Source organism: Pseudomonas sp. W5-36, assembly GCF_046540455.1.
In the GTDB taxonomy this organism is placed as follows: Bacteria; Pseudomonadota; Gammaproteobacteria; order Pseudomonadales; family Pseudomonadaceae; genus Aquipseudomonas; species Aquipseudomonas graminis_B.
Genome location: NZ_JAXCIQ010000003.1, coordinates 261,154 through 277,669 on the forward strand (window position 1 = coordinate 261,154; position 16,516 = coordinate 277,669).

At 61.0% G+C, this 16,516-nt stretch carries 13 protein-coding genes; 12 read left to right on the forward strand and 1 reads right to left on the reverse strand.

Going from position 1 to position 16,516, the window contains the following annotated elements; all coding sequences use genetic code 11:
* Positions 1 to 2: 2 nt before the first annotated feature.
* The 9 genes from murD to lpxC all read left to right on the forward strand — a co-directional run bounded on the left by murD (position 3) and on the right by lpxC (position 10,461).
* The gene (gene murD / locus SLW74_RS07120; protein ID WP_410928469.1) at positions 3 to 1,349 is read left to right on the forward strand and encodes a UDP-N-acetylmuramoyl-L-alanine--D-glutamate ligase; all 1,347 of its coding nucleotides are present in this window, start codon (positions 3 to 5) and stop codon (positions 1,347 to 1,349) included.
* Positions 1,346 to 2,563, forward strand: a complete 1,218-nt coding sequence (gene ftsW / locus SLW74_RS07125; protein WP_065992148.1) for a putative lipid II flippase FtsW — start codon at positions 1,346 to 1,348, stop codon at positions 2,561 to 2,563. The genes murD and ftsW overlap by 4 nt, the downstream gene beginning before the upstream one ends.
* Positions 2,550 to 3,623: an undecaprenyldiphospho-muramoylpentapeptide beta-N-acetylglucosaminyltransferase gene (gene murG / locus SLW74_RS07130; protein WP_410928470.1), complete on the forward strand. Its 1,074-nt coding sequence runs from the start codon at positions 2,550 to 2,552 to the stop codon at positions 3,621 to 3,623. Before ftsW ends, murG begins: the two co-directional genes overlap by 14 nt.
* Positions 3,616 to 5,076, forward strand: a complete 1,461-nt coding sequence (gene murC / locus SLW74_RS07135; protein WP_065992150.1) for a UDP-N-acetylmuramate--L-alanine ligase — start codon at positions 3,616 to 3,618, stop codon at positions 5,074 to 5,076. Before murG ends, murC begins: the two co-directional genes overlap by 8 nt.
* Positions 5,073 to 6,032, forward strand: a complete 960-nt coding sequence (locus SLW74_RS07140) for a D-alanine--D-alanine ligase (protein WP_410928471.1) — start codon at positions 5,073 to 5,075, stop codon at positions 6,030 to 6,032. The genes murC and SLW74_RS07140 overlap by 4 nt, the downstream gene beginning before the upstream one ends.
* Before the next feature lie 3 nt (positions 6,033 to 6,035).
* Complete coding sequence (locus tag SLW74_RS07145; RefSeq protein ID WP_410928472.1) at positions 6,036 to 6,908, forward strand: cell division protein FtsQ/DivIB; 873 nt, start codon at positions 6,036 to 6,038, stop codon at positions 6,906 to 6,908.
* Between the two features lie 15 nt (positions 6,909 to 6,923).
* Positions 6,924 to 8,183, forward strand: coding sequence for a cell division protein FtsA (gene ftsA / locus SLW74_RS07150; protein ID WP_037014678.1), 1,260 nt, complete (start codon positions 6,924 to 6,926; stop codon positions 8,181 to 8,183).
* A 63-nt stretch (positions 8,184 to 8,246) separates the two neighbouring features.
* The gene (ftsZ, locus tag SLW74_RS07155) at positions 8,247 to 9,437 is read left to right on the forward strand and encodes a cell division protein FtsZ (protein ID WP_074884474.1); all 1,191 of its coding nucleotides are present in this window, start codon (positions 8,247 to 8,249) and stop codon (positions 9,435 to 9,437) included.
* Positions 9,438 to 9,549: 112 nt separating this feature from the next.
* On the forward strand, positions 9,550 to 10,461 hold the full coding sequence (gene lpxC / locus SLW74_RS07160) for a UDP-3-O-acyl-N-acetylglucosamine deacetylase (protein WP_065992158.1): 912 nt from the start codon (positions 9,550 to 9,552) through the stop codon (positions 10,459 to 10,461).
* A gap of 498 nt (positions 10,462 to 10,959) precedes the next feature.
* Here the strand turns inward: lpxC and SLW74_RS07165 are convergent, their stop codons facing one another.
* Positions 10,960 to 11,427 carry a DUF721 domain-containing protein gene (locus tag SLW74_RS07165; RefSeq protein ID WP_410928473.1) on the reverse strand — a complete coding sequence of 156 codons (468 nt, stop codon included), beginning with the start codon at positions 11,425 to 11,427 and terminating at the stop codon, positions 10,960 to 10,962.
* Positions 11,428 to 11,746: 319 nt separating this feature from the next.
* Here SLW74_RS07165 and secA point away from each other — a divergent pair, with 319 nt between their 5' ends.
* The 3 genes from secA to SLW74_RS07180 all read left to right on the forward strand — a co-directional run bounded on the left by secA (position 11,747) and on the right by SLW74_RS07180 (position 16,515).
* Positions 11,747 to 14,497, forward strand: a complete 2,751-nt coding sequence (gene secA, locus SLW74_RS07170) for a preprotein translocase subunit SecA (protein ID WP_192132759.1) — start codon at positions 11,747 to 11,749, stop codon at positions 14,495 to 14,497.
* Positions 14,498 to 14,632: 135 nt separating this feature from the next.
* Positions 14,633 to 15,850, forward strand: a complete 1,218-nt coding sequence (argJ, locus tag SLW74_RS07175) for a bifunctional glutamate N-acetyltransferase/amino-acid acetyltransferase ArgJ (protein WP_410928474.1) — start codon at positions 14,633 to 14,635, stop codon at positions 15,848 to 15,850.
* Between the two features lie 38 nt (positions 15,851 to 15,888).
* Positions 15,889 to 16,515 carry a glutathione S-transferase family protein gene (locus SLW74_RS07180; protein WP_410928475.1) on the forward strand — a complete coding sequence of 209 codons (627 nt, stop codon included), beginning with the start codon at positions 15,889 to 15,891 and terminating at the stop codon, positions 16,513 to 16,515.
* Position 16,516 lies beyond the last annotated feature (1 nt).

The window sequence follows — 16,516 nt, forward strand, 5'->3', positions numbered from 1 at the left end:
GAGTGTCACTGATCGCTTCTGACCACTTCCGCATCGTTGTCGGCCTCGGCAAGAGCGGCATGTCCCTGGTTCGCTTCCTGGCGAACCGGGGTGTGTCGTTTGCTGTCGCCGATACGCGGGAGCATCCGCCAGAACTCGCGACCTTGCGCCGTGACTACCCGCAGGTCGAAGTGCGCTGTGGTGAGCTCGACGTTGAATTCCTGTGCCGCGCCGACGAGCTGTATGTCAGCCCTGGCCTGGCGTTGGCGACCCCGGCGCTGCAGCAAGCGGCCATGCGCGGCGTGAAGTTGTCCGGCGATATCGAGCTCTTTGCCCGCAACGCCAAGGCGCCCATCGTGGCAATCAGCGGGTCGAACGCGAAGAGCACGGTCACCACGCTGGTGGGCGAGATGGCTGCGGCAGCGGGCAAGCGTGTCGCGGTCGGCGGCAATCTCGGCACGCCGGCGCTGGATCTGCTCAGCGACGACGTCGAGCTGTATGTCATGGAACTGTCGAGCTTCCAGCTGGAAACCACCGATCAACTCGGCGCCGAAGTGGCGACCGTGCTGAACATCAGCGAAGACCACATGGATCGCTACGCCGGGCTGCCGGCTTATCACTTGGCCAAGCACAGGATTTTCCGCGGCGCGCGGCAGGTGGTGGTCAATCGTCAGGACGCGCTGACCCGCCCGTTGATCGGCGAAGGCGTGCCGTGCTGGACCTTCGGCTTGAACAAGCCCGACAGGAACGGTTTCGGCTTGCGCGAAGAGAACGGCGAAAAGTATCTGGCCTTCCAGTTCGACAACCTGATGCCGGTCCGCGAGCTGAAAATCCGTGGCGGCCACAATCAGGCCAACGCCCTGGCCGCACTGGCGCTGGGTCATGCGGTGGGTCTGCCGTTTGACGCCATGCTTGCCAGCCTCAAGAGATTTGCCGGTCTGGTTCATCGCTGCCAGTGGCTGCGTGAGCTCAACGGCGTGAATTACTACGACGACTCCAAAGCGACCAACGTCGGTGCTGCACTGGCAGCGATCGAAGGCTTGGGCGCCGACATCGACGGCAAGCTGGTGCTGATTGCCGGCGGCGACGGCAAGGGCGCGGATTTCACTCCGTTGAAAGCCCCGGTTGCCGCCCATTGCCGCGCCGTTGTCCTGCTGGGCCGCGATGCGGATTTGCTCGCCGCAACCTTCGGCGAATCGGTGCCTCTGGTACGCGTCACTACATTGGAAGAAGCCGTGCAACGTGCTGCTGATATCGCGCAGGAAGGGGACGCCGTATTGCTGTCGCCTGCTTGCGCAAGCCTGGACATGTTCAAGAATTTCGAAGAGCGCGGACAACTGTTCGCCCGGGCCGTGGGGGACTTGTCATGATTTTTGGCGTGATCAAGCCGTACCCGTCGCCGATCATCAGCGGCCGTGGCGTTGACGTCGATTTCCCGATGCTCGCCGGTTGCCTCGCGTTGCTGGGCCTGGGCCTGGTGATGATCACTTCCGCGTCGTCGGAAGTGGCCGCCGTTCAGTCGGGCAACGCGCTGTACATGATGACCCGTCACCTGATCTATCTGGTGCTCGGCCTCGTCGCTTGCGTCGCGACCATGATGGTGCCCGTCGCCACTTGGCAGCGTCTCGGCTGGCTGATGCTGATCGGTGCATTCGGCCTGTTGATTGCGGTGATCGTGCCCGGCATCGGGCGTGAGGTGAACGGTTCGATGCGTTGGATCGGCTTCGGCATGTTCAACGTGCAGCCGTCGGAAATCGCCAAGGTATTCGTGGTGATTTTCCTCGCCGGTTATTTGATTCGACGCCAGCAGGAAGTGCGCGAGAGCTGGATGGGCTTCTTCAAGCCGTTCATCGTCTTGCTGCCGATGGCTGGCCTGCTGCTGATGGAGCCGGACTTCGGCGCCACGGTCGTGATGATGGGCGCGGCGGCCGCGATGCTGTTCCTCGGCGGCGTTGGCCTGTTCCGTTTCAGTTTGATGGTGGCCCTGGCAGTTGCCGCAGTGTTCGTTCTGGTTCAGGCCCAGCCGTACCGGATGGCGCGTCTGATTACCTTCACCGACCCGTGGTCCGATCAATTCGGTTCCGGCTACCAGCTGACCCAGGCGCTGATCGCCTTCGGTCGCGGTGAATGGTTCGGCGTCGGCCTTGGCAACAGCGTGCAGAAGCAGTTCTACCTGCCGGAAGCCCACACCGACTTCGTGTTCTCGGTACTGGCCGAAGAGCTGGGCGTCGTGGGGTCACTGGCTACGGTCGGGCTATTCGTGTTCGTCAGTATCCGCGCCATGTACATCGGCATGTGGGCCGAGCGCGCCAAGCAGTTCTTCGCCGCGTACACCGCCTACGGCCTGGCCTTTCTGTGGATTGGTCAATTCCTGATCAACATCGGCGTGAACGTGGGTTTGCTGCCGACCAAGGGTCTGACCCTTCCGTTCCTCAGCTACGGCGGCAGCTCGTTGATCATTTGCTGCGCCAGCCTGGGCCTGTTGCTGCGCATCGAGTGGGAATCGCGCAACAACATGGGCAGCGAAGAAGCCGAGTTCCAGGAGAGCGACTTTGCCGAGGAGCCGACCCATGGCCGCCGGTAACGTGTTGATCATGGCAGGCGGCACCGGCGGACACGTGTTCCCGGCGCTGGCGTGCGCCCGTGAGTTCCAGGCCCGCGGTTACACCGTGCATTGGCTGGGAACGCCGCGCGGCATCGAGAACGAGCTGGTGCCCGCAACAGGCCTGAAGCTGCACCTGATCAACGTCACGGGTCTGCGTGGCAAGGGTCGGCTGTCGTTGCTCAAGGCGCCGTTCATGTTGATCAAGGCGTTGTTGCAGGCGCGCAAAGTGGTGGGTGAGTTGAAGCCGGTCTGCGTCGTCGGCTTCGGTGGCTACGTGACAGGCCCTGGCGGTCTGGCGGCGAAACTCGCTGGCGTGCCGCTGATCATCCATGAGCAGAACGCGGTGGCGGGCACGGCCAATCGCAGCCTGGCGTCCTTCGCCGCGCGGGTCTGTGAAGCGTTCCCGCAGACCTTCGCCGCATCGGCCAAGCGCCGTACCACCGGTAACCCGGTGCGCGCCGAGCTGTTTTTCGAGACGCCGCGCCAGACGCTGATCGGTCGCCGGCCTCGTTTGCTGGTGCTGGGCGGAAGCCTGGGCGCCGAGCCGCTGAACAAATTGCTGCCGGAAGCTCTGGCGCAAGTGCCTGCCGACATCCGCCCTGAAGTGTTTCATCAGGCCGGCAAGCATCACGATGAAGTGACCGCCGAGCGTTACCGCGCCGCCGGTGTCGAGGCGCAGGTCGCCCCGTTCATCAAAGACATGGCCCAAGCCTATGGCTGGGCGGATCTGGTGGTCTGCCGCGCAGGTGCGTTGACCGTCAGTGAACTGGCTGCTGCCGGACTGCCGTCATTGCTGGTGCCTTTGCCCCACGCGATCGACGATCACCAGTCGCGCAATGCCGAATATCTGGCTCGCGAGGGCGCTGCCTTCGTCATGCCGCAAGCGACAACTGGCGCCGCCGAGATGGCCGCTCGCCTGAAAGAGGTTTTGATGCAACCCGAACAATTGAACCGCATGGCCGTCACGGCTCGCCAACTGGCCAAGCCTGACGCCACCAACACCGTCGTCGATATCTGCCTGGAGGTGGCCCATGGTTGAGAATCAACGCGCCATGCCCCAGCCGGAAATGCGCCGCATCCGTCGTATCCACTTCGTGGGCATCGGCGGCGTGGGGATGTGCGGTATCGCTGAAGTGTTGCTGAACCTGGGCTACGACGTGTCGGGTTCGGACCTCAAGACCTCGGCAGTGACCGAGCGTCTGGAATCCTTCGGTGCGCAGATTTTCATCGGCCACCGGGCAGAAAACGCTGCTCCCGCTGATGTGCTGGTCGTCTCCAGCGCTGTGAACACGTCCAACCCGGAAGTGGCGACCGCCCTTGAGCGTCGTATTCCAGTCGTGCCACGCGCTGAAATGCTGGCCGAGTTGATGCGCTATCGCCACGGCATCGCTGTCGCCGGTACACACGGCAAAACCACGACCACCAGCCTTATCGCTTCGGTATTCGCAGCCGGGGGCCTTGATCCGACGTTCGTCATTGGCGGTCGCCTGAATGCAGCCGGCACCAACGCGCAGTTGGGTACAAGCCGTTACCTGATCGCCGAAGCCGACGAGAGCGACGCGAGTTTCCTGCACCTTCAGCCCATGGTGGCTGTGGTCACGAATATCGACGCCGATCACATGGCGACCTACGAAGGTGACTTCAACAAGTTGAAGAAAACCTTCGTTGAGTTCCTGCACAACCTGCCGTTCTACGGGCTGGCAGTGGTGTGCATCGATGATCCGGTGGTGCGCGACATTCTGCCGTCGGTCAAGCGTCCGACCATGACTTATGGTTTCAACGAAGCGGCCGACGTACGCGCGATTAACGTGCGTCAGGAAGGCATGCAAACGTACTTCACCGTGCTGCGTCGCGACCGTGAGCCCCTTGATGTGTCGGTGAACATGCCGGGCAATCACAACGTGCTCAATTCGCTGGCGACCATTGCTATCGCCACCGACGAAGGCATTACCGATGAGGCCATTGTGCAGGGGCTTTCGGGCTTCCAGGGCGTGGGTCGACGTTTCCAGGTCTACGGTGAGCTGCCGGTCGAAGGCGGCAGTGTGATGCTGGTCGACGATTACGGCCACCACCCGACCGAAGTGGCTGCCGTCATCAAAGCGGTGCGCGGCGGCTGGCCCGATCGCCGTCTGGTCATGGTTTACCAACCGCACCGGTACAGCCGCACCCGCGATCTGTACGACGATTTCGTGCAGGTCCTCAACGACGCCAACGTGCTGCTGCTGATGGAAGTCTATCCCGCCGGCGAAGAACCGATCCCGGGCGCCGACAGCCGTCAGATGGCCCACAGTATTCGTCAGCGCGGTCAGCTTGATCCGATCTACATCGAGCGTGGTGTCGAACTGGCTCCGCTGGTCAAACCGCTGCTGCGCGCCGGCGACATTCTGCTGTGCCAGGGCGCTGGCGACATCGCCGGGCTCGCACCGCAATTGCTGAAAAGCCCGCTGTTTACCGGCGCCATCGTGGCCTCAACCGAAGGTAAGCTGAAATGACAGCCGCCCTGCAGTCCGCCCTGTTCTCGACGCTGGAGCCGAAACGCTTCGGCCGCGTCGCTGTGCTGTTCGGCGGCAAGAGCGCGGAGCGGGAGGTTTCCCTGAAATCCGGTAGTGCGGTGCTTGAAGCCCTGCAAAGCGCAGGCGTCGACGCGTTCGGTATCGACGTGGGTGAGGATTTCCTGCAACGGCTGGTCAGCGAAAAGATCGACCGCGCGTTCATCGTGCTGCACGGTCGCGGTGGCGAAGACGGCACCATGCAGGGTCTGCTGGAGTGCCTGGAAATCCCCTACACCGGCAGCGGCGTACTCGCGTCGGCGCTGGCCATGGACAAGCTGCGCACCAAGCAGGTCTGGCAGAGTCTCGGGTTGCCGACGCCCCGCCATGCCGTGCTGAACAGCGAGGCAGATTGTATTTCTGCAGCAACGGAACTGGGCTTTCCTTTGATCGTCAAACCCGCCCATGAAGGTTCCAGTATCGGTATGGCCAAGGTGACCGGCGTCGACGAATTGATCGCCGCCTGGAACGCCGCCCGTACCTACGATTCGCAAGTGTTGGTCGAGCAATGGATTGAAGGTCCGGAGTTCACCATCGCTTCTCTGCGTGGGCAGGTATTGCCTCCCATCGGTCTGGGTACTCCCCACAGTTTTTACGATTACGACGCCAAATACCTGGCTTCCGATACCCAGTACCGGATGCCTTGCGGCCTCGATGCAGCCAAAGAAGATGAACTCAAGGCACTCACGGCGCGGGCGTGTGAAGCGGTCGGCATTGCCGGCTGGGCGCGCACCGACGTCATGCAGGACGCCGATGGCAAATTCTGGCTGCTGGAAGTGAACACCGTTCCCGGCATGACCGACCACAGCCTTGTGCCCATGGCTGCGCGCGCGGCCGGGCTCGATTTCCAACAGTTGGTGTTAGCGATTCTGGCCGACAGCGTCCAGGTGCGAGGGTAAATCATGCACGGCGCAACGGTTCGTCATCAGCAATCCGCTACCGGCCGCAACAAGCCGGTGCCGCGGGGTGCCAGCCGCATGGTGGCCAAGGAGCCCATGTCGTCGCGCATGTCGCGACCGAACTTCGGTTTCCTGCGCAGCCTGATGTGGCCGGTGCTGTTGGTTGTGTTCGGTTTTGGTACGTACGAAGCCGCCCAGCGTCTGCTGCCTTACGCCGACCGGCCGATCTCGCGAATCAACGTGCAGGGCGACTTGAGCTACATCAGTCAGCAAGCCGTGCAGCAGCGGATCGCGCCGTTCGTGGCGACCAGCTTCTTCAACATCGATTTGGCCGGCATGCGCACCGAGCTTGAGCAAATGCCGTGGATCGCCCACGCCGAGGTCCGCCGCGTCTGGCCGGATCAGGTGGTGATCCGTCTGGAAGAACAATTACCGGTTGCGCGCTGGGGCGATCAATCCCTGCTGAACAACCAGGGCCAGGCATTCACCCCGCGTGAACTGGCCAATTACGAACACCTTCCGCAGTTGTTCGGGCCACAGCGGGCTCAACAGCAGGTGATGCAGCAGTACCAGGTACTGAGCCAGATGTTGCGCCCGCTGGGGTTCTCCATCGCTCGCCTGGAACTGCGTGAGCGAGGCAGCTGGTTTCTGACCACCGGCGCAGGCGGTGCAGGCCCAGGCCTGGAGCTGCTGCTGGGACGAGGCAATCTGCTTGAGAAGATGCGCCGCTTTATCGCCATCTACGACAAGACACTGAAAGACCAGATCACGAACATTGCGCGAGTCGACCTTCGTTACAACAACGGCCTGGCCGTTGGTTGGCGCGAACAGGCAGCAGCGCCAACGACGGACAAACCCGCCGTCGCGAAGAATTGATAAGAGGCAGGACCCATGGCAAACGTGCAAAGCGGCAAAATGATCGTCGGATTGGATATCGGCACCTCCAAAGTGGTGGCGCTGGTAGGCGAAGTCGCGGCTGATGGCACGCTGGAAATCGTCGGTATCGGTACTCACCCGTCCCGCGGCCTGAAGAAGGGCGTAGTGGTGAATATCGAGTCCACCGTGCAATCGATCCAGCGCGCCGTAGAAGAAGCGCAGCTGATGGCCGGTTGCCGGATTCACTCGGCGTTCGTCGGCGTTGCGGGCAATCACATCCGCAGCCTGAACTCCCATGGCATCGTGGCAATTCGCGACCGCGAAGTCAGCTCGGCCGACCTTGAGCGCGTGCTCGACGCTGCCCAGGCTGTGGCGATCCCGGCTGACCAGCGCGTGCTGCACACGCTGCCGCAGGACTACGTCATCGATAACCAGGAAGGCGTTCGCGAGCCACTGGGCATGTCGGGCGTGCGTCTTGAAGCCAAGGTTCACGTGGTGACCTGCGCGGTGAATGCTGCGCAGAACATCGAAAAATGCGTGCGCCGCTGTGGCCTTGAAGTCGACGACATCATCCTCGAGCAACTGGCCTCGGCCTACTCGGTGCTGACCGACGACGAGAAAGAGCTGGGCGTGTGCCTGGTAGACATCGGCGGCGGCACCACCGACATCGCGATCTTCACCGAAGGCGCGATCCGTCACACCGCGGTGATCCCGATTGCCGGCGACCAGGTCACCAACGACATCGCCATGGCGCTGCGTACACCGACCCAGTACGCCGAAGAGATCAAGATCCGTTACGCCTGCGCCCTGGCCAAACTGGCCGGCGCCGGTGAAACCATCAAAGTGCCAAGCGTCGGCGACCGTCCGCCCCGTGAACTGTCCCGCCAGGCCCTCGCCGAAGTGGTCGAGCCACGCTATGACGAGCTGTTCACCCTGATTCAGGCCGAACTGCGTCGCAGCGGCTACGAAGACTTGATCCCGGCCGGCATCGTGCTGACCGGTGGCACCTCGAAAATGGAAGGCGCGGTCGAACTGGCCGAAGAGATCTTCCACATGCCGGTCCGCCTTGGCGTGCCGCACAGTGTCAAAGGGCTCGCGGACGTTGTCCGCAACCCGATTTACTCCACCGGCGTCGGCCTGTTGCTGTACGGACTGCAAAAGCAGTCTGACGGCATCTCGCTGTCCGGCCTTTCCGGCTCCGGTAGCAGTTATAGCGATGAACCGAAGGCCCCAGTGTTAGAGCGTCTGAAACGCTGGGTTCAGGGGAATTTCTAAGATTCAAAAAGTGGTAGGCAGGCAACAGGCGACATAAAACTAGAGAACTGAAGGAGAGGGAACATGTTCGAGCTCGTAGACAACATCCCACAAAGCCCGGTAATTAAAGTTATCGGCGTTGGTGGTGGCGGCGGCAACGCAGTCAATCACATGGTCAAAAGCAACATCGAAGGCGTCGAGTTCATCTGCGCCAACACCGATGCTCAGGCCCTGAAAAACATTGGCGCACGTACCATTCTGCAATTGGGTACCGGCGTGACCAAAGGCTTGGGCGCAGGTGCGAATCCTGAAGTCGGCCGTCAGGCTGCACTGGAAGACCGCGAGCGCATCGCTGAAGTGCTGCAAGGCACCAACATGGTCTTCATCACCACTGGCATGGGCGGCGGTACCGGTACCGGTGCTGCGCCGATCATTGCTGAAGTGGCCAAGGAAATGGGCATTCTTACTGTCGCGGTCGTCACTCGTCCGTTCCCGTTCGAAGGCCGCAAGCGCATGCAGATCGCCGACGAAGGCATCCGCGCGCTGTCCGAAAGCGTCGACTCGTTGATCACTATTCCCAACGAGAAGCTGCTGACCATCCTCGGTAAAGACGCCAGCCTGCTGTCGGCTTTCGCCAAGGCTGACGATGTACTGGCCGGTGCCGTTCGCGGTATCTCCGACATCATCAAGCGTCCGGGCATGATCAACGTCGACTTCGCCGACGTCCGCACCGTGATGTCCGAAATGGGCATGGCGATGATGGGCACTGGCTGCGCCAGCGGTCCGAACCGTGCGCGTGAAGCCACCGAAGCGGCGATCCGCAACCCGTTGCTGGAAGACGTGAACCTGCAAGGCGCTCGCGGCATTCTGGTCAACATCACCGCCGGTCCTGACCTGTCTCTGGGTGAGTACTCCGACGTGGGTAGCATCATTGAAGCGTTCGCCTCCGAGCACGCCATGGTCAAGGTCGGTACCGTTATCGATCCGGACATGCGCGACGAGCTGCACGTGACTGTGGTTGCCACTGGCCTGGGTGCAAAAATCGAGAAGCCTGTGAAGGTCATCGACAACACCATGCAGACCGCTCAAGCCGCACCTGCGCAGCAACACGCCGCACGCCAGGAGCTGCCTTCGGTCAACTACCGCGATCTGGACCGTCCAACCGTGATGCGCAATCAGGCACACGCGGGCGCAACAGCCGCCGCGAAGATGAACCCGCAAGACGATCTGGATTATCTGGATATTCCAGCGTTCCTGCGTCGTCAGGCTGATTAATGGGTTCTATCAGGGGTATAAGGGTGATTGGTGTTCAGCAAAGGCGGGGTCTGCTATCATCGCCAGCCTTTGTTGATACTAATTCGCGATACGCGCTGAAGCGGCCAATGCCATGATTAAACAACGCACCCTGAAAAATATTATCCGTGCCACAGGTATCGGCCTGCACTCGGGGGAGAAGGTTTACCTGACCCTCAAACCAGCACCTGTGAACGCTGGCATTGTGTTTTTCCGTACCGACCTTGAGCCGGTGGTCCAGATCAACGCTCACGCGTTGAATGTGGGTGACACCACGCTTTCCACGACGCTGTTCAATGGCGACGTGAAGGTCGATACGGTCGAGCACTTGCTGTCGGCCATGGCCGGTCTTGGCATCGATAACGCCTACGTTGAACTTTCTGCCTCCGAAGTTCCAATCATGGATGGCAGCGCAGGTCCCTTCGTATTCCTGATTCAATCGGCTGGCCTGGAAGAACAGGACGCACCGAAGAAATTCATCCGCATACTTAAAGAAGTGTGCGTAGAAGAAGACGGCAAGTCCGCCAAGTTCTTACCGTTTGAAGGGTTCAAGGTAGGGTTCGAGATCGATTTCGATCACCCTTATCTGAAGAACCGTACGCAAACGGCTTGTGTGGATTTTTCCAGCACTTCGTTCGTTAAAGAAGTGAGCCGTGCGCGGACATTCGGTTTCATGAAAGACATCGAGTATCTGCGTAAACATAACCTTGCTCTGGGCGGCAGCGTTGAAAACGCGATCGTCGTGGACAAGGACGGCGTGTTGAACGAGGACGGTCTTCGTTATGAAGACGAGTTCGTGAAGCACAAGATTCTGGATGCCATCGGTGACCTGTATCTGTTGGGCAACAGTCTGATCGGCGAGTATCAGGGCTTCAAGTCGGGACACGGTCTGAACAATCGTTTGCTTCGTGCGTTGATCGCTCAGGAAGACGCTTGGGAAGTTGTGACCTTCGAAGATGCCAGCACCGCACCGATCTCTTACATGCGCCCCGTTGCGGCGGTGTAAACAGTCTCTTCTTCCTAGTTTTGTTGTTTTCAGGCCACCTTCGGGTGGCCTTTTTTGTGGCTGGTCTATTAGAGAGCGTACATATCCGTTTTTTGTGTTTGCTGAAATTATGGTTCCGCCCTTACGGCGGGTCACTTTTTCCAACAGCCGAAAAAGTAACCAAAAAGGCCGTGCTCCTGGTTGGGTTCCTCCTTCGTCGGAATACCTTCACTCCGGTCCCGCTCCGTGGGCCCGCGCCGAACGGGCATCCATGCCCTGACGGCGCTCTCGCCGCATCCATGCGGCTCGGCCCACTGCGCGAGACCTGCGTTCAGCCTGCACCCAAGTCGCGTTCTGCGGTGTCTGGACTTCTTGTGTATGAAGATCAAAAGCAGATCAAAGGCTTCCCGGCTGAAGCCGGTCCTACAGTGGAGTCGGCCCTACTGACCGCACGCGGTGTTCATGTAGGACCGGCTTTAGCCGGGAAGGGGCCAGTGCGAACACTGGGATGTTCTAGGCTTATGATCCCCCAGCCTCTTTCGGGTTCGCATGCGCTGCCAGCCGTTCCAGGGCAGCACGCAGTTTCGGGTCGGTGATGCCTTCGGCCGTTGCGGAGATGGTTTCGGCCGCTGCAACCGACAGATCGCGTGTATGCCCCATCTCGGTCCGGTGGGTTCTCGCGGGCTGTACCTTCAGTTGCAGCCGGGTGAGGTTGGCGAATTCCTTGAACGCTACCAGTTGCCGTTGCAAGCGCTTCTGTTGATAGCGCAGTCGGGTGGCCCAGTGGCCGTCGGTGACGATGAGCAGCAGGGTGCCTTCGCGCCAGGAGGCCACGTGGCAGTGCTCGCGCGCGGCGGGTTGCAGCTGGCTTTCCAGCAGGCGCTGCAAATGCGCGAGGCGTTGGGCGTGGTTGAAGATGGCTTTGAGCGGCCGGGCTTCGCGCAGAAGAACAGCCGGTGCGCGCGCCGGTAGGGGACGAAATGCCATGATGGGGTGCCTTGTGTTGCCAGAGCGCGATCTTAGCAGAATCGGTGGAAGCACCTTTAGGTCAGGCGTTCCGGGTGCAAATGCACGGCGCGATCATGAAAAAACATTAATAAAACTTCTCACCCGCATGGGTTGAAGTCACGGGAAATGACCCTATTGTACTTCTGCCCCGTAACATTGCTGTGCCAGCATCGTGGAATAACGCCACTTTCCTCACCACCATTTCCGGGTAGAATGCTCGTTCGCATGCGGCCATGAGGGCTGCTCGGGCGACTCACGGGGCCGCCCTCCATCCCTATGTGTGGAAGATCCTTTCGATATGTTTGCACCTTTGTTAAAAAAACTTTTCGGAAGCAAGAACGAGCGCGAAGTGAAGCGCATGCTCAAGACGGTCCAGGTCGTCAACAGCTTCGAAGAGCAAATGCTCGCCCTCTCGGACGAACAGCTGCGCGCCAAGACCGACGAGTTGAAGGCCCGCATAGCCAAAGGTGAGACCCTCGACCAGCTCTTGCCCGAAGCCTTTGCGGTCTGCCGCGAGGCGGGCAAACGCATCATGGGCATGCGTCACTTCGACGTACAGCTGATCGGCGGCATGACACTGCACGAAGGCATGATCGCCGAGATGCGTACCGGTGAGGGCAAGACCCTCGTCGCGACCCTCGCGGTCTACCTCAACGCACTGTCCGGCAAAGGCGTGCACGTGGTCACGGTGAACGACTACCTGGCTCGTCGTGACGCCAACTGGATGCGCCCGCTGTACGAGTTCCTCGGTCTGACCGTAGGCGTGGTAACACCTTTCCAGCCGCCGGAAGAGAAGCGCGCCGCCTACGCCTCCGACATCACCTACGGCACCAACAACGAATTCGGTTTCGATTACCTGCGCGACAACATGGCGTTCAGCCTGGAAGACAAATTCCAGCGTGAGCTGAATTTCGCCGTGATCGACGAAGTCGACTCGATCCTTATCGATGAAGCCCGTACACCGCTGATCATCTCCGGTCAGGCCGAAGACAGCTCCAAGCTCTACACCGAAATCAACAAGCTGATCCCCAAGCTCGAGCAGCACATCGAGGAAGTGGAAGGCCAGGTCACCCAGCAGGGCCACTTCTCCATCGACGAGAAGTCCCGTCAGGTCGAGCTGAACGAGTCCGGTCACCAGTTCATCGAAGAGATGCTCACGGAAGTCGGCTTGCTGGCTGAAGGCGAGAGCCTCTATTCCGCGCACAACCTCGGTCTGCTGACCCACGTTTATGCCGGTCTGCGTGCCCACAAGCTGTTCCATCGCAACGTCGAGTACATCGTTCAGGACGGCCAGATTCTTCTGGTCGACGAACACACCGGCCGTACCATGCCGGGTCGTCGTCTGTCCGAAGGCCTGCACCAGGCCATCGAAGCGAAGGAAGGCCTGAATATCCAGGCCGAGAGCCAGACCCTGGCCTCGACCACCTTCCAGAACTACTTCCGTCTCTACAACAAGCTGTCCGGCATGACCGGTACCGCGGACACCGAAGCGTTCGAATTCCACCAGATCTACGCCCTGGCCGTGATGGTCATTCCGCCGAACAAGCCGTTGGCGCGTAAAGATTTCAACGACCTCGTGTACCTGACCGCCGAAGAGAAATACGCGGCGATCATCACCGACATCAAGGCCTGTCTGGCCGAGCAACGCCCGGTGCTGGTGGGTACGGCGACGATCGAAACCTCCGAGCACATGTCCCGCCTGCTGGTGCAGGAAGGCATCGAGCACAAGGTTCTGAACGCCAAGTTCCACGAAAAAGAAGCTGAAATCATTGCCCAGGCCGGTCGTCCGGGCGCGCTGACCATCGCCACCAACATGGCCGGTCGCGGTACCGACATTCTGCTGGGCGGTAACTGGGAAGTTGAAGTGGCCAGCCTGGAAGACCCGACCCCTGAGCAAATCGCGCAGATCAAGGCCGACTGGCAGAAGCGCCATCAGCAGGTGATTGAAGCGGGTGGTCTGCACGTGATCGCTTCGGAGCGTCACGAATCCCGTCGTATCGACAATCAGCTGCGTGGTCGTGCGGGTCGTCAGGGTGACACCGGTTCTAGCCGCTTCTACCTGTCGCTGGAAGACAGCCTGATGCGGATCTTCGCCTCTGACCGGGTGAAGAACTTCATGAAAGCGCTGGGCATGCAGTCCGGCGAAGCGATCGAGCACCGCATGGTGACCAACGCGATCGAGAAAGCGCAGCGCAAGGTCGAAGGCCGCAACTTCGACATCCGTAAGCAGTTGCTCGAGTTCGACGACGTCTCCAACGAACAGCGCAAAGTGATCTACCACATGCGTAACAGCCTGCTGGCTGCGACCAACATTGGTGACACCATTGCCGAGTTCCGCGAAGAAGTCCTCGACGCCACCATCACCGCGCACATCCCGCCGCAGTCGTTGCCCGAGCAGTGGAATGTCGCGGGTCTGGAAGCCGCGCTGAGCAGCGATTTCGGCGTGAAGCTGCCGGTTCAGCAGTGGCTCGACGAAGACGATCACCTCAACGAAGACACCCTGCGTCCGAAGTTGATGGAAGCCATTCTGGCCGCCTACAACGAGAAAGAAGACCAGGCCAGTGCCGAGGCGCTGCGCACGTTCGAGAAGCAGATTCTCCTGCGCGTGCTGGACGACCTGTGGAAAGACCACCTGTCGACCATGGATCACCTGCGTCACGGTATCCACCTGCGCGGTTACGCTCAGAAGAACCCGAAGCAGGAATACAAGCGCGAGTCGTTTGCCCTGTTCCAGGAGCTGCTCGATTCGATCAAGCGCGACGCCATTCGTGTGCTGTCCCACGTTCAGGTTCGCCGCGAAGATCCGGCCGAGGAAGAGGCACGCCTGCGCCGCGAAGCCGAGGAGCTGGCCCAGCGCATGCAGTTCCAGCACGCCGAAGCACCGGGTCTGGATCAGCCGGACCTGCTCGCCGAAGAGGGTGAGGACGTCGCGGTAGCGGCTGCGGCTGCACTGTCACCGGTTCGCAACGACCAGAAGCTGGGTCGCAACGAATTGTGCTGGTGTGGTTCGGGCAAGAAATTCAAGCACTGCCACGGCCAGATCAGCTGATTCGTCCATCGCGACGAGCTGTAGCTGACCTGTAACATCACGCCGCGACCGGCTTAGCCGTCGCGGCGTTTTTCAATCAATCGAGCCGTGTCGGCGAGGCCGCATGGCGTGACTGTCTTTCAAGGAGCGCACTTCATGGCTGTTGGTCTTGGTCCTTTGCCGACGCTGCACCCGGTTCCCGGTTTTGAACTCGGCATCGCTTCCGCCGGCATCAAGCGCCCGGGGCGCAAAGATATCGTCGTCATGCGCTGCGCCGAAGGCTCCAGCGTCGCAGGCGTGTTCACGCTGAACGCCTTTTGCGCGGCACCGGTGATCCTCGCCAGGCAGCGCGTGCAAGGCGCGGTGCGCTATTTGCTGACCAACACCGGCAACGCCAACGCCGGCACTGGCGAACCGGGCCTGGCCGCTGCCGAGCGCACCTGCGCGAAGCTGGCCGAGATCACCGGGGTCGATGCCAGCGCCGTGCTGCCGTTTTCCACCGGCGTGATCGGTGAGCCATTGCCCGTCGAGAAGATCGAAGGCGCGCTGCAGGCGGCGCTGGATGATTTGTCCGTCGACAACTGGGCTGCGGCGGCCACCGGCATCATGACCACCGACACGCTGCCGAAGGGTGCGAGCCGTCAGTTCGTACTCGACGGCGTGACCGTCACCGTGACCGGCATCAGCAAAGGCGCGGGCATGATTCGTCCGAACATGGCGACCATGCTTGGTTATATCGCCACCGACGCCAAGGTGGCGCCGGACGTGCTGCAGGACCTGATTCGCGACGGCGCCAACAAGTCGTTCAACCGCATCACCATCGATGGCGACACGTCGACCAACGACTGCTGCATGCTGATTGCCACTGGGCAGGCTGATTTGCCCGCGGTGACCGAGGCCAAGGGTTCACTGTTCGAAGCGCTGAAAAAAGCCGTCTTCGAGGTCTGCATGGACGTCGCCCAGGCCATCGTCCGTGACGGCGAGGGCGCGACGAAGTTCGTGACCGTCGAAGTCAACGGCGGCGGCAATCATCAGGAATGCCTGGACGTCGGTTACACCGTGGCCCACTCGCCATTGATCAAAACCGCGCTGTTCGCGTCGGACCCGAACTGGGGACGCATCCTGGCGGCCGTGGGTCGCGCAGGCGTGCCGAACCTCGACGTGAGCAAGATCGACGTGTTTCTGGGTGACGTCTGCATCGCCAGCAAGGGCGCCCGCGCCAGCACCTATACTGAAGAGCAAGGCTCGCTGGTGATGGCACAGGAAGAAATCACCATCCGCATCGAGCTGGGCCGTGGCGATTGCAGTGAGACCATCTGGACCACCGACCTGTCGCACGAATACGTGAAAATCAACGCGGAATACCGCACCTGAGTCACGAGCGAGTCCACCGGTTTCAATGGAGCCAAGACATGAGCCTGCATCTGATCATCGGCGACAAACGTTATTCCTCCTGGTCGTTGCGCCCCTGGCTGGCGCTTGCGCTGACCGGCGAGGCGTTCACCGATCAGGTGATTCGCCTGAATCAGGCCGACACCACGCGCCTGATTCTTGAGCACTCGCCGACCGGTAAAGTCCCTGCGCTGAAGTGCGAGCACGGCACCATCGTCGACTCATTGGCGATCTGTGAGTACCTGGCAGAGCGCTTCCCGAACGCAGGTTTGTGGCCGGCGGACGTCGCCGCCCGTGCTCAGGCCCGGTCGGCATGCGCGCAAATGCACAGCGGCTTTGTCGGACTGCGCTCGCGTTTGCCGATGGATTTGCGCCAGGACGAGGCGCTGGAAGTCATTTCGGTCGAAGCTCAGGCAGACATCGACCGCATGGTTGCGCTGTGGCGTGAATGCCGCGCGGTGTCGGGTGTGAGTGAAGGTTTCCTGTTCGGCACGCCGGGCATCGTCGATGCGTTCTTCGCACCGGTCGCCGTGCGCTTTCGTACCTATCACGTCGAGTTGCCCTCAGACGCGGCAGCCTACGTCGAAACGATTTATCAGTGGCCTGAGTTCAAGCGCTGGCAGCAGGCGGGTCTGGAGGAAGGTTGAA

What these genes read in the sequence shown, in the direction of transcription:
- secA (WP_192132759.1), top strand. Translation starts at nt 11,747, where the DNA reads ATGTTTGCACCTTTGTTAAAAAAACTTTTCGGAAGCAAGAACGAGCGC.
- argJ (WP_410928474.1), top strand. Translation starts at nt 14,633, where the DNA reads ATGGCTGTTGGTCTTGGTCCTTTGCCGACGCTGCACCCGGTTCCCGGT.
- murG (WP_410928470.1), top strand. Translation starts at nt 2,550, where the DNA reads ATGGCCGCCGGTAACGTGTTGATCATGGCAGGCGGCACCGGCGGACAC.
- SLW74_RS07180 (WP_410928475.1), top strand. Translation starts at nt 15,889, where the DNA reads ATGAGCCTGCATCTGATCATCGGCGACAAACGTTATTCCTCCTGGTCG.
- SLW74_RS07165 (WP_410928473.1), bottom strand. Translation starts at nt 11,427, where the DNA reads ATGGCATTTCGTCCCCTACCGGCGCGCGCACCGGCTGTTCTTCTGCGC.
- ftsW (WP_065992148.1), top strand. Translation starts at nt 1,346, where the DNA reads ATGATTTTTGGCGTGATCAAGCCGTACCCGTCGCCGATCATCAGCGGC.
- SLW74_RS07145 (WP_410928472.1), top strand. Translation starts at nt 6,036, where the DNA reads ATGCACGGCGCAACGGTTCGTCATCAGCAATCCGCTACCGGCCGCAAC.
- SLW74_RS07140 (WP_410928471.1), top strand. Translation starts at nt 5,073, where the DNA reads ATGACAGCCGCCCTGCAGTCCGCCCTGTTCTCGACGCTGGAGCCGAAA.
- murC (WP_065992150.1), top strand. Translation starts at nt 3,616, where the DNA reads ATGGTTGAGAATCAACGCGCCATGCCCCAGCCGGAAATGCGCCGCATC.
- ftsA (WP_037014678.1), top strand. Translation starts at nt 6,924, where the DNA reads ATGGCAAACGTGCAAAGCGGCAAAATGATCGTCGGATTGGATATCGGC.
- ftsZ (WP_074884474.1), top strand. Translation starts at nt 8,247, where the DNA reads ATGTTCGAGCTCGTAGACAACATCCCACAAAGCCCGGTAATTAAAGTT.
- lpxC (WP_065992158.1), top strand. Translation starts at nt 9,550, where the DNA reads ATGATTAAACAACGCACCCTGAAAAATATTATCCGTGCCACAGGTATC.